The following is a 12,428-nucleotide window of genomic DNA, read 5'->3' as shown; positions in this document are numbered from 1 at the left end:
GGAGCCGCCTAGATCACTGCAGGAGGGGCTTCTTGCCGTCGTAGTAGCCCTCCTTCTTGAGGACGTCCTCCATGCGACGCCCGATCTCATCCGCGCCCTGCTCCGTGGAGACCTCCTTGAGCATCATCTTGGTGCCCCACTCGGCGACGACCTCGGAGATCGCCGGCCATGCGGGGAAGCGCGGGCGGAACTCCGGCACGCCCTTCTGCCAGGAGGCCACCATGGGCTCCACGAACTTGTAGGTGGCCCGGATCTGCGGGTCCTCGTAGATCTTCATGCGCCCGGACACGCCGCCCGCCTCGACGTACGGCTTGGCGATCTCCTCGGAGGTCGCCCACTGGATGAAGAGCCACGAGGCCTTCTGCTCCTTCTCGGACGCCTGCGCGGCGACCGCGAGGGAGAAGCCGCCGAGCGCCGGCAGGCGTCCGGCGGGCCCCGCGGGCTCGGGCGCGACGGCGAGGCAGTCGGTGATCTTCGAGGTCTTCGGGTCGGTGAGCGTCGAGTAGAAGGCCGACCACTCGGTGATCATCGCGACCTGGCCTTGCGCGAGCGCGTTCACCGCCTCGGCGTGGTCGTAGCTCACGATGCCGGGCGGCATGTACTGCATGAGGTCCTGGCGGAACTTCAGGCCGGCCTGGCTCGCCGAGGACTTCAGGTTCGAGCGGAAGGACTTGTCGAGGAGCGACCCGCCGAAGGGCCAGAGCACGCGCATGAAGCTGTCGGCCGACTGGGTCTCGCCGCGCAGCGACTGCAGGGCGTAGGCGTATTCCTTCTTGTCGGCGTTCGTGAGCTTCGGGGCGTAGGTCTTCAGAAGCTCGTCCCAGGTCGCCGGGGGCTTGTCGAAGCCCGCCTGCTTCAGCTTGCAGCTGTTGTAGAACAGGAGGCCCGAATAGTTGTCGAAGGGCAGCCCGTAGACCTTGCCGCCCCAGGAGCCGAAGGCGTCGAGAAGGAGCGGGAAGAAACCCGGGAGGTTGAGCTTCGGATCGGTGATCGCCGCGTCCTTCGTGAAGGTCTCGACGGGGACGATCCAGCCGTTCTCGGCGAACTCGCCGATCCAGACGAGGTCGACCAGGGCCATGGTCAGGTCGCCCTTGGCGGTGAAGTTGAGAACCTGCTTCTCGCGGCTGTTCTCGTAGGGGACGATCTCGTAATTGACCTTGATCCCGGTCTTCTTCTCGAACTCGGGCAGGAGCTTGATGATCGCGCGGTAGCCCGGGCGATCCAGGAAGACGACGTTGAGCTGCGTGCCCTTGTAGGGCGCCGCGGCCTTCTCCAGCGACCAGTCCTGGGCGGACGCAGGCCCGGGGGCGGCGGCGAGCAGGGCAAGTGCGCTGACGGCGGCGAGCACGGTCTTCATGGCTTTTCTCCTCCCTTATTCCCGTTCGGATAGACGAGACTCTTGATCATGCCGGGCGCATTCTCGGCGTGGAGCCGGAAGGCGTCCGGGGCTTCGTCGAGGCCGAAGCGGTGGCTGACGATGCTCGTCACGTCCACCTTGCCGCCGGCCACGAGGGCGATGGCGCGCGGATAGACCTCTCCCATCCGCCGCGCGAACTTGATCTTGAGGGCGCGCCGGCGCGCTTCGGACGCCGGCAGCGCGTAGCTGTCGCCGTCTGGGATGCCGACGAGAACGACCCTGCCGCCGATGCGGGCCGCGCGCACCGCGTCGCGGAAGCCCTCCGGCGCGTTCGTCGCCTCCAGCACCAGGGGCGCGCCTTCCCCCTTCGTGGCCGCGTCAATGCCCGAGACGTCGGACGCCGTCACGTCGGCGCCGAGGCGCTCGGCGAGAGCGCGCCGATGCGGCTGGGGATCGACGGCGATGACCTCGCCCGCTCCGGCTGCCTTGAGAACCTGCAGGATGAGAAGGCCGATCGGGCCGCAGCCGAGAAGGGCGACGCGCTCGAGGAGCCGGGGCTTGGCGAGGTCGACGGCATGGATGGCGACGCCGAGCGGCTCCAGCATCACCGCCTCGACGGGGCTCATGCCCGGGGGCAGGGGCACGATCTGCTCGGCCGGAACCCAGATCCGCCCCGTCATCGCGCCGTTATGCGGCGGCGCGCCGATGAACTCGACGTTGGGGCAGAGATTCGCGTGGCCCTCGCGGCACCAGGCGCAGTGGCCGCAGGCGTGATTCGGGTCGACGGCGACGAGGTCGCCCGCCCGGGCGCCCTTCTGCGGCACGTCCTGCTCCAGGTAGCCGGCAAACTCGTGACCCGGCACGAAGGGGTCGGCGATCACGGCCGAGCCGATCCCGCCGTCCTTGTAATAGTGCAGGTCGCTGCCGCAGAGCCCGACGGCCGCGACGGTCAGAAGGACCTCGCCCGGACGTCCCTCGCGGAGGTTGAGATCCGCGACGCGGGCGTCGAACGCGCCATGGAGGAAGACGGCAGAGGACATGAGCGGCGGCCCTGCGATACATTTGTATTTCTAGAGATGCATTCGCTCCCGTCAAGGCCGTCGAGGCCGTGGCCGCAACGTTTTCGCCGAGCGCCAGCCACGGGGCACGGCGCTCTCCCGCGTGAACGTTGCGCACGACGGCGCGTGCAGCCTCCGGTCCCAGGAGTGGGGGCAACGTCCGGTCGATGAACCGCTCGCCACCACCCCGCGTGCTTCGAACGCACCTCCCGTCACCTCCTGCGAGGCAGGTCGCCTGGACCGATCCTTGCGACGTGCCTTGCATACGGCGGCTCTCTCCGGAGGCTGCTCCGAAACGCAACAACTTGCATCAAATGTGGAACATGCGGGCGCTGACCAGACGAGACGCTGCCTGCTTCCAGGACGGTTCGGCTCACGCCATGGGCCTGCCGAGCCGGCCTGATGCGGGCCTGCGGATCGAGCTGCGGAGCGGCGCGGCGGCACGTGACGTCGCCGGGCCTTGGGCCGACCTCGCCCGGCGTGCCGTCGAGCCCAACATCTTCGCCGGCTCGGATTTCATGATCCCGGCCATGGAGCGCATCGCAGGGCGCAGCAAGGTGTCCCTCCTCTGCCTCTGGCGTGGGGACCCCGGGGGTCCGCGCCTCGTCGGGGCGTTGCCGCTCGCTCAGGGCGGCCGTCTCATAAGCGCCTTCGGCGCGCGCTCGTGGCGGCCATCGCTCTCGTCCCTGGGCCATCCGCTGATCGATGCCGACGACCCGGAGAGCACGATCGAGGCGCTCCTCGACGCCCTTCGCGCGCCGCCTCATCGCGCATCCAGCCTCGTCCTGCCCCAGGTCCCCATGGATGGCCCGTTCGCCCGTGCCCTCGCGGCCGTGGCGGACCGGACCGGCCGGCGGATCGCGGCCTATGATCGGCACGAGCGCGCGGTCCTTCGGTCCGGGCCCGCAGGTCTCTCGATCCGCAAGCGCACCCTCAAGGAGCTCGGACGCCAGCGGCGGCGTCTCGAGGAGGCTGGCCCCGTCGCCGTCGAGCGCGCGTCCGACATCGATGGAGCGTTCGAGACCTTCGTGGCCCTGGAGGCGTCCGGATGGAAGGGCGCCAGGGGAACGGCCCTTGCCATGAACGCGGACGCCCTCTCCGTCATGCGCGAGACCGTCCGGGGACTGGCGGCGCACGGCTCCTGCCGCATCGACCTTCTGCGGGTCGGCCCGCGCTGCATCGCCGGCGCGCTCGTGGTGTGGAATGCCGGCCACGGCTGGTTCTGGAAGGTCGCCTACGACGAGGCCTTCGCCCGGTACTCGCCGGGCGTCCAGCTCGCCCTGGAGGTCACGCGAGACATCCTGGCGGCGGGCGATCTCACCATCGTCGATTCCTGCGCCGTGCGGGACCACCCGATGATCGACCACCTCTGGCACGACCGCATGCCGGTGGCCGACCTCGTCGTCGGCACGCGGCCCGATGCGCCCGTGGCCGCCCTCGCATCGCACGTGGCCCAGACCCTCGCCCGGAGCGGCCGGGCCGCCGCCAAGAAAGCCTACCACCTCGTCAAGGGAGAACGCCGATGATCACCCTCGAAGTTGCCAGCGAGGATCTCAAGTCCGCCTATCCGGCCCGGCCCTTTCCCGTGCGCCACGCCCTGAGCGGGCATCCCCTCCTCACCCTGCCCGCCCTCGCGGAGCTCGCCCGGTCGCTGCCAGGCGATCGCGTCGAGTTCAACGGGGGCGATTGCCGTCCCGACCAGCGTCCCGAGGACGTGCGCTCCGTCGACATGGCGCCGGCCCAGATCGTCGAGCGCATCGAGACGGCGAACGCCTGGCTCGTTCTCAAGCGCGTCGAGATGGACCCTCGCTACCGCGCGCTCGCCGAGGCGGCGCTCCTCGACCTCGCTCGCCAGCGCGGCTTCGCCACGCTCGCCCAGGCGGGGTTCCTGGACGTCCAGGCCTTCGTATTCGTGTCGTCGGCCAACGCCGTCACCCCGTTCCACGTCGATCACGAGGAGAACGTCTTCGTCCAGATCCACGGCGACAAGCGCTTCCACGTGTACGACAACGAGGATCGCGCCCTGGTCTGCGAGGAAGAGCTGGAGATCTCGCCGGCCAAGCACCGCAACCTGCGCTACACGCCCGATTACGAGGTGCGGGCCCGGACCTTCGTCATGAGCGGCGGGGACGGCTGCTTCGTGCCTTACGCCTGGCCTCATTGGGTTCAGACGGGCGGCGCGTTCTCGATCTCCATGGCGATCACCTGGAAATCGCCGCGGGTGCTTCGCCTCAACAAGCTACGCGCCGCCAACGCCATCCTGCGCGACCGCGGGTTCCCTCAGGCCGCGCCCGGCACGCGGCCCGTCGCGGATGCGGTGAAGGTCGCGGCCTACACGGCGGCGCGCAGCCTCGTCGAGCCCCTTCGCCGCTCCGAGCGGCTGCGGCGTGCCCTGCGCGGCGCGTTCTTCGGCGCCAAGGCGAACTACTACTACAGGCAGGGAAAGGCCTGATGTCGGCGGGCGCCCTCGCACCCCCGCTCGTGCTGCCGGCCGCGAGGCCCCTCGCCGCCGATGCCGGGCGGAGCGGCAGCGTCGAGATTCTAGCCTCGTTCGCCGCGGCCGAGCCGGTCTGGCGCGACCTCGACCGGGCCGGCCTGTCGAGCCCCTACCAGCGCTACGACTGGGTCGCCGCTCACGGCGAGGGGAGCGTTCTCGTGATGCGCGACGGGGATGGCCGCCCGCTCATGCTGCTTCCCCTCGCCATCGAGCGGCGCGCCGGCGTCAGCGTCGCGATCTACCCGGGCGGCCGGCACGCGAACTTCCAGCTCCCGGCGCTTGCGTCAGGCGTCGCTCTCGCCCCCGGCGAGATCGAGCGCGCGCTCGTCACGGCGGGCCGCCTGCTTGGGGCCGATGTCCTCGCCTTCGCCAACGTGCCCCGGTCGTGGGGCGGCCTCGCCAACCCCCTGGCGCTGCCGGATCGCGCGCGGCGCAACCCGAGCGACGCCTATCTGCGGACGCTGCATGCCGACCCGGAGACCACCCTTGGGCTGGCCTTCGGCCGGGAGACGCGCAAGAAGCTGCGCAAGAAGGAGCGGCTCCTGGGCGAGCGCGGCTCCGTCACCTTCGGCCAGGTCGTCGACGCGGCTGGGGTCGAGACGGTCCTGGCCACGTTCCTCGCCCAGAAGGCCGAACGGATGCGCATGCTCGGGATCCCGAACCCGTTCGCCAGCCGCGAGACACGCGGTTTCATCCGCCGAGCCTGCCTCGCGGGCCTCGATCGCGGCGCGCCGGCCATCGAGCTCTACGCGCTGCGCCTCGACGGCCGGGTGATCGCCACCTTCGGCGGCGCGGGCGACGCGACGCGGCTGTGCGGGATGTTCAATTCCTTCGATGTCTCGCCCGACCTCGAGCGGTGCAGCCCCGGCGAGGTTCTGCTCGCGCGATTGCTGCGGCTGCAATGCGAGCGCGGGCGCAGGATGTTCGACCTCGGCGTGGGCGAGGCCCGCTACAAGTCGGCTCTGTGCGACGTGGTCGAGCCCCTGTCCAGCGTGCTCGTGCCCGTCACCGCGCGGGGGCGCGCCTATGCCGGTGCGGCCGGTGCCCTTGTCGGCCTCGCGCGCGTCGCCAAGCGGAGCGACGGGGCGTGGCGCCTGGTCGGCACCGCTCGCACCTTCGCGGCCCGCTGGCGCCGTGATCGGCTGGGGCGGTGACAGCTCTCGTCGACCATGTCTCGACGGCTCGCCGCTCGGCCGCGAACGTCCTCGCGATCCGCGTCGCGGGGGCGGGGCTCGCCTACGCGACGCAGGTTCTGTTCGCCCGGCTCATGGGCAAGGCCGATTACGGCGTCTTCGCCACGGTGTGGGTCTGGACCGCGATCCTCGGGCACTCGAGCCTGTGGGGCATGTCGCAGGCCGTCTGCCGCTTCGTGCCCGAGCACCAGGCCAGGGGCGAGATCCCCTTGGTGCGCGGCTTCCTCGCCGGCGGCCTCGCCTTCGCCCTCGCGGGAGGCCTCGCGACCGCCGCCGCGCTCGGCGCCGTCCTGCTGCTGTGGGGCGAGGCGATCGGGGCCGCGCATGCCGGCCCCCTGGCGGTGGCGCTGGTCATCATCCCCTTCTTCGCCCTGCAGGACTTCGTCGAGGGGGTGGCGCGGAGCTTCGGGTGGACGACGCTTGCCATCGCGCCTCTCTATCTCCTGCGCCAGGGCCTGATCGCCGCCACGATGGTCGGCGCGGTGATCGGTGGAGTGCAAGCCGATGCCGCGACGGCGCTTCTGTGCACCCTCGCCGCGATCGTCATGTCCCTGGGCGTCCAGGGAGCCCTGCTGCTGCGAGCCGTGCGGGCCGTCATCCCGCGTGGACCAAGGCGGTTCGACGGACGGCTTTGGGCCCGACGCTCCCTGCCGATGGCGCTGGTCGACCTCACCCTTCTGGGCCTCAACTTCGCCGACGTGCTGATCCTCGGCCTGTTTGCGCCGCCCGAAGCCGTGGCCGTCTATTTCGCGGCGACGCGTCTCCTGCAATTCGCGGTCTTCGTCCAATACGCCGCCTCCGCGGCCACCGCCCAGCGCTTCGCCTGCGCCGGCGCGCGCGGCGAGCAGGCGGCGCTCCGTGCGCTTGCCATCAGCACCGCTCGGCTCTCGACCCTCGCGACGATGGGCGTCGCGGGATCGATCCTGGTGGCGTCGCCCTGGCTCCTGAGCCTGTTCGGCCCAGGCTTCGAGGCGAGCGTGCCCGTCCTCGCGATCCTGCTCGCGGGCGTCGTCGTCCAGACGGCCTTCGGCCCGGCCGAGTCCCTGCTGACGATGCTGGGCCACGAGCGCGCCTGTGCCGGCCTGGTGGCGGCGGCCCTGCTGGCCGCCGTGATCCTGAACCTGATGCTCGCCCCAGCCTTCGGCATGGTCGGCGTCGCCGTGGCCTCGGCGTTGAGCATGGCCGGCCGGGGCGCCGCGCTCGCCATCGCGGCCCAGCAAAGATGCGGCTTCCCGACCCATGCCCTCGTGAGGACCGCGCGCTCTTGATCCCCCTGACGCGGCGAGCAGCCGTTCCAGCAACGCGTTCGCCCGGCGGTGATCACGGTCGTCCTCCACGGGCGAGGTAGACCCGGGCCGCGTTGCCCCCGAGGACGGCTTCGCGCGCCGCCTCGGGGAGATCGGCGAGGAGCGCGTCGGTAGCGGCGCACCAGGTCGCGTAATCGGCGTTCAGCTCGAGCACCGGCCAGTCCGAGCCCCAGATCAGGCGGCTGGGCCCGAAGACGCGGAGCAGGTGCTCCACCACGGGCCGCAGGGTCTGCGGGCTCCACCCCGCGGGCGCCTCGGTGGCGAGGCCGGACAGCTTGCAGGCAACCCTGGGCCCGACCGCCGCAAGCGCCGCCATGTCGGAGAACCAGGCAGGCGCCACGCCCATACGCAGCGTGGGCTTGGCGGCATGGTCGATCACGACGCTCAGGGCCGGATGGCGCTCCACGAGATCGAGAAGGTGCGGCAGGTGCCGGGGCAGGACGAGGGCGTCGAGGACGAGGCCCGCCGCCGCCATCGCCTCGAACGCGGGCGCGAGGCCCGGGCGCGAGAGCCACGCGTCGTTGGGGAGGTCCTGCACCATGGGCCGCAGGCCGACGAGGAGCGGGTCGGCCGCGAGCGCCGCGACGCGAGCGGGCGCGTCCGGCGCCTCGAGATCCGTCCAGCCCACGACGCCCGCCACGAAGGGCGTGCACCGGGCGACATCGAGGAGGAAGCCCGTCTCGGCCTCCGTCGGGGCGGCCTGGACCAGGATGGTGCGCTCGATCCCATGCGCGGCGAGGATGGGCGCGAGGTCCTCGGGCAGGGCGTCGCGGTGGATCGGTCCCAGCGCCGGGGTGAGCCAGCCATAGTCGCCCCGGTCGAGGCGCCAGACATGATGGTGCGCGTCGATCCGCGGCGAGGGGCTCATCCGGTTCCCCGTTCCTGCCGGCCGCGAGGCCGCCGCCGGAACAATGGCGTCCCGCCGGGCGGCTTGCAACAGGGACGGTACGGCCTACCATGGCGGGCCGATCCTGGAGCGCCGGAGGCACGCACGACCATGGCGGACACCACCCAGGGAACGCGCTTCGGCCTGTCTTGCGCCTTGCTCACCCCGTTCGGCGCGGACGGGCGGGTCGATCCCGGGCGCCTCGCGCGCCACGCGGCCCGGGTGCTGGACGAGGGCTGCGACGGCGTCACCCTGTGCGGCACGACGGGCGAGGGCGCCTCCGTCGCGCTTCAGGAGCGCGCCGTCATGCTGGGCGCCCTGGCCCGAGCGGGGATCGCGGGGGAGCGGATTCATGTCGGCGTCGCGGCGAGCGTGGTCGACGACGCGGTCGCGCAGGGGCGCCAGGCGCTGGACGCCGGCGCGGCGGGCCTGCTCCTCGCCCCGCCCTTCTACTTCAAGGGGGTCGGCGACGAGGGGCTCCTCGCCTGGTTCTGCGCGGTAATCGGCGCGCTGGAGGGCGCTCGCGGCATCGTGCTCTACCACATCCCCTCGGTGACAGCGGTCCCGCTCTCGGTCGATCTCGTCGGGCGGCTGCGGCGGGCCTTCCCGGAGGCGATCACGGGGGTGAAGGACTCGTCCGGCGACTGGGCGACGACGCAAGGCTTCCTCGCCGCCCACGGCGACCTCGCGATCCTGGTGGGCGACGAGCGCATCCTGCCGCGGGCCGTCCGCGCCGGGGCGGGGGGCTCGATCTGCGGGCTGGCCAACATCGTGGCGGGCCGGCTCCGGCCCATCGTGCACGAGGGCCGCGACGACGCGGCGGTGAGCGCGCTCGTCGAGGCGGTCGTCGCCCGCCCCATCGTCCCGGCGCTCAAGTCCGCCGTCGCCCGGGCGACCCGGGATGCGGACTGGGCCGCCGTCCGCCCGCCGCTGACGGCGCTCTCCGCAGCCGAGGCCGGGGCCTTCCTGGCCGAGCACGACGCGATCCTGGGGGGCGCCACCGCGTGAACGATCGGGCGCACCCGTCCGAGCCCATAAGGTTGCGGGAGAGGTCTCATGCGGGCTTCACGGAGCGGCTTCCGGGGCGGGAGATCCGGCCGGGCCAGTCCGGTTAGCAGCGCGACCTCGTGCGCAACGCCGTCCAGATCCGGCTCTTTCTCGAGCGGGGTCAGGCATGCAACACGAGCCCTGGCACCGATCTCCCATCTGGAGACGTGCGTGGGCGCGACGAGACATGTGACCGTAGGTCAGCTGCTTACAAAAAGGTGTGGCGGAGGGAGAGGAACCGAGGTCTAACCTTCTCCAGCAAGGTAGTCTGTTACGACCTTCGTACGTTGGCTGCGAGGAGGGGTGAAGGAGGGCCTGCGCAGAGGTCTCATCGGCAGGGCGTCCGCATACCGCAATTTGGTTCTGACCACCACGAACCGGTCCGAGCTGATCGCAATCCTTTCGGGCACTCTGAACCCGGAGAGGAACAGATGTCATAAGGTGCAAGCGGTTGAGTGACGGGCGGATAGCCCTACCCTGTATCAGGCGTAGAGCGGGACTGTCGGAAAAGCGTCGAAACCAGCCGGGCTGACGTAGTTAGCGGGCGGGCACCTCGGCCGCAACAGCTCGCGCCGGCGGACGACCAGGCCGACGCTGCACAACTGTGACGCTCTGCTGCCGGGAGGGCGCCTGACGTACGCGCCTGTACCGCCCCTTGGGCTTGTCGTCCGCCAGGGTCTCCGAACCCGCAACGCTCTCCTGCGCCGGCTCAGCAGCTTGCGCCGGAGCCGCACCGAACAGAACCGACAGCAGCGAGGGCGGCTCCTGCGGCGACGGCGCTGCTACGGCGGTCATCGGTGCCGTGCTCGCCTGGGCTCCCGTTCGCAGCTGACCCAGCAGGCCCCGGCGCTTGGCCTCGTAGTAGTAGCCGCGGCTGTAGAGCGACACGGCGCGATCGGGGTTGCCGCCCGCCACGTTGTAGGCGTTCGCCAGGTAGGGCACCCCGTAGGCGAGGTTCGTCCCGGCATCCAGGAGACCCGCAGCCGAGCCGCGGTAGCCCATGCCTCGCGCGGTGTCGTGGCGGATCTGCATCAGCCCGAGATGCCCCCGGCTGGAAGCGCGCGGATTGTAGCCGCTCTCCCGCCTGATCACCCGATGCACCAGGCTCTTGGGCACGCCGTGCGTCGTCGCATGCTGCGCCACCAGAGCATCGATCGTGGCCCGATCGTTGGCTGCTGCGGGCAGGGCCGAGCAGACCAGGGCGGCGACGAGGGTCAGGCGAGAGAACATGGGCGTCTCCAGAGGTGGCCTGCGCACGGCGGCCATCGCGGTGGTCAGTCGACGCGCGATAGCACGAAAGACGAATTGCGCAAAATTGATTACAAAGCTAAACAATAGCGTGCAACTATAAGCCGGTGCTCTCCCATGCTCCTCTTCGAGGCCCTGACAGCTTGGTCCAGGCGGCGGATAAGCCCACAGGCGAGCCCATCGGGCCCTGCCCCTGTCACAGCTGCCGAGCGGTACAGGCCGGCATCGTCGCCAGCCTCCATCCCCGCCCAGACCCCGGCGGACATCCTGCACGAGGTTCTCCGGCGCTCCCCGCCCGTGGTCTGGCGTGATCCCAGCCGACGCCGCCTCTGGTGCTCGTACCTTGCTACTCAGATCATGGTGCGACTCGAGCCCGTCTGGCCCGCCCCGCACCGCTTGCGGGCCGAGGCCGAGGAGGTCATCGCGGGTCAACTCTTCCTTGGACCAGCCCCCCAGGCGGACACCTTCGCCCATGGAGCATGGGCGCACGCCGCCACGCAAGACGTCCTGGCGTGCCTGCATCCCATCCTGGAGCGTAGGGGCGAGCACGCCTCCTAAGTTCGAGCACTCCGTCAGTCTCGGACGAGGACTGCCTTTGTTGCAGGATCACTGGCTCGAACGGATCCGTCTTGCCGTCCGGGTGCGGTGGGCCAACACCAGCCGCGCCCGCATGGTGCTCGAAGCCCTGCGGCATCTCACGCCGCATGCCGGCAGCCCCGAGCGGTGGGATGCCTTGGTCGAGCTCCAGCTTGCGGCGTTCGGGCTGCACGACGTTCCGGATGGGGAGCCTGGCACGGAGGCGCTCGTGCACCGCTTTGCAGCCGCGTGGCTTGCGTTCAACGAGACGTGGTCGACCGCCATGGCCGGAGATGACGAGCTCGCGGCGGACACCTGACGGCGCGGCCGTGGCTGCGGGGCTGCTCGTTGAGATATACGGCTCGGGGTCATTGGACCTGATGCCGCCGACGTGGCGCTCGCGTCAGCTCTGCCGCGGCTCCGCTCCCCGCAGCGTCGCCGTGATGCGGTCGACGGCAGCCTTGAGGGCCTGCAGGTCGGGTAGGGACTGCCCCAAGGCACAGATCATCGTCTCGGGAACCGTCACGGCATCGGAGCGGGTCTGCCGGCCCTTCTCGGTCAGGGTGACACGCACGAGGCGCTCGTCGTGGGTGTCGCGCCGGCGGCTCACGAAGCCTGCCGCCTCGAGGCGCTTGAGCAGCGGCGTGAGCGTGCCCGAATCGAGGCTCAGGCGCTCGCCGATGCCGCTGACCGTGAGGTCGTCCTCCTCCCAGAGCACCATCATGACGAGGTACTGCGGGTAGGTCAGGCCGAGCCCGTCGAGCAGAGGCTTGTAGGCGGCGTTGAAGGCCTGGGCTGCGGTGTAGACGGAAAAGCAGAGCTGGCGGTCGAGCCTGAGGCTCGCAAACGGATCGGACATGAACCGGCTTTCGTGAACCGGGGCAATGTAGCGACAGCTAGGCTAAGATCAATCCGACGTGCGCAATTCGTTGCCGTGCCAGCGAGTGCTGGCCACCATGGAAGCCTGCACACGCCAAAATATCGGCTTGGGTCAAAGCGGTGCCCCGAGGACCGACCTTGCGAACGGACGAGCTTCGGCCAGCAGGTCTTGCACAGCGGCCACCAGCACCATGGGCATGAACGGCTTCTGCAGGAACCGCGCGCCCGCTGGAAGAGCACCCTGCGGAGGAGCGCCTGAGGTCAGCAGGACCCCGGTCCCAGGCCAGTTGGCTTTGACAGCATGAGCCAGATCAAGCCCATTGATCGCTCCCGGCATGTTGATGTCGGTGAATACCACACGCACGTCCTGGCGCGCGCTC

Annotated in this window: 11 protein-coding genes and 1 pseudogene; 6 read left to right on the top strand and 6 right to left on the bottom strand. The window is 70.6% G+C overall.

The annotated features are described in order from the left end of the window. Positions 1-13: 13 nt before the first annotated feature. Both F0L46_RS00060 and F0L46_RS00055 read right to left on the bottom strand, forming a co-directional pair. The gene (locus F0L46_RS00060) at positions 14-1,357 is read right to left on the bottom strand and encodes an ABC transporter substrate-binding protein (protein WP_149814983.1); all 1,344 of its coding nucleotides are present in this window, start codon (positions 1,355-1,357) and stop codon (positions 14-16) included. Then, positions 1,354-2,397, bottom strand: a complete 1,044-nt coding sequence (locus F0L46_RS00055) for a zinc-dependent alcohol dehydrogenase (protein ID WP_149814982.1) — start codon at positions 2,395-2,397, stop codon at positions 1,354-1,356. Before F0L46_RS00055 ends, F0L46_RS00060 begins: the two co-directional genes overlap by 4 nt. Before the next feature lie 341 nt (positions 2,398-2,738). On the opposite strand from F0L46_RS00055, the gene F0L46_RS00050 reads away from it, so the two are divergent. From F0L46_RS00050 to F0L46_RS00035, 4 genes are read left to right on the top strand one after another with little or no spacing between them, the layout of a single operon-like run. Beyond that, positions 2,739-3,941, top strand: a complete 1,203-nt coding sequence (locus F0L46_RS00050) for a GNAT family N-acetyltransferase (RefSeq protein WP_188311795.1) — start codon at positions 2,739-2,741, stop codon at positions 3,939-3,941. Next, on the top strand, positions 3,938-4,867 hold the full coding sequence (locus F0L46_RS00045) for a cupin-like domain-containing protein (RefSeq protein WP_149814980.1): 930 nt from the start codon (positions 3,938-3,940) through the stop codon (positions 4,865-4,867). Before F0L46_RS00050 ends, F0L46_RS00045 begins: the two co-directional genes overlap by 4 nt. Beyond that, positions 4,867-6,066, top strand: coding sequence for a GNAT family N-acetyltransferase (locus F0L46_RS00040; protein WP_149814979.1), 1,200 nt, complete (start codon positions 4,867-4,869; stop codon positions 6,064-6,066). Before F0L46_RS00045 ends, F0L46_RS00040 begins: the two co-directional genes overlap by 1 nt. Beyond that, positions 6,063-7,373: a lipopolysaccharide biosynthesis protein gene (locus tag F0L46_RS00035; RefSeq protein WP_240539792.1), complete on the top strand. Its 1,311-nt coding sequence runs from the start codon at positions 6,063-6,065 to the stop codon at positions 7,371-7,373. The genes F0L46_RS00040 and F0L46_RS00035 overlap by 4 nt, the downstream gene beginning before the upstream one ends. Positions 7,374-7,425: 52 nt before the next feature. Here the strand turns inward: F0L46_RS00035 and F0L46_RS00030 are convergent, their stop codons facing one another. Further along, positions 7,426-8,280, bottom strand: a complete 855-nt coding sequence (locus F0L46_RS00030; protein ID WP_149814978.1) for an amidohydrolase family protein — start codon at positions 8,278-8,280, stop codon at positions 7,426-7,428. A gap of 129 nt (positions 8,281-8,409) precedes the next feature. Between F0L46_RS00030 and F0L46_RS00025 the strand changes: the two genes are divergently transcribed. After that, a complete protein-coding gene (locus F0L46_RS00025; protein WP_149814977.1) occupies positions 8,410-9,306 on the top strand; it encodes a dihydrodipicolinate synthase family protein in 897 nt (298 codons plus the stop codon). Positions 9,307-9,882: 576 nt separating this feature from the next. Here the strand turns inward: F0L46_RS00025 and F0L46_RS00020 are convergent. Beyond that, entirely contained in the window at positions 9,883-10,575 is a 693-nt protein-coding gene (locus tag F0L46_RS00020; RefSeq protein WP_149814976.1) for a lytic transglycosylase domain-containing protein, read from the bottom strand. Between the two features lie 616 nt (positions 10,576-11,191). Here F0L46_RS00020 and F0L46_RS00015 point away from each other — a divergent pair. Continuing rightward, positions 11,192-11,488 carry a hypothetical protein gene (locus tag F0L46_RS00015; protein WP_149814975.1) on the top strand — a complete coding sequence of 99 codons (297 nt, stop codon included), beginning with the start codon at positions 11,192-11,194 and terminating at the stop codon, positions 11,486-11,488. A gap of 84 nt (positions 11,489-11,572) precedes the next feature. Here the strand turns inward: F0L46_RS00015 and F0L46_RS00010 are convergent, their stop codons facing one another. Together F0L46_RS00010 and F0L46_RS00005 are read right to left on the bottom strand one after the other, a co-directional pair. Next, the gene (locus tag F0L46_RS00010) at positions 11,573-12,028 is read right to left on the bottom strand and encodes a MarR family winged helix-turn-helix transcriptional regulator (RefSeq protein WP_149814974.1); all 456 of its coding nucleotides are present in this window, start codon (positions 12,026-12,028) and stop codon (positions 11,573-11,575) included. Between the two features lie 132 nt (positions 12,029-12,160). Next, positions 12,161-12,428, bottom strand: a pseudogene (locus F0L46_RS00005) (response regulator); the annotation flags it as partial.

It is taken from the genome of Salinarimonas soli, assembly GCF_008386575.1.
Taxonomy (GTDB): Bacteria; Pseudomonadota; Alphaproteobacteria; order Rhizobiales; family Beijerinckiaceae; genus Salinarimonas_A; species Salinarimonas_A soli.
The sequence above is the reverse complement of the archived record's forward strand: the minus strand, read 5'-3'. Positions and strand labels throughout refer to the sequence as shown.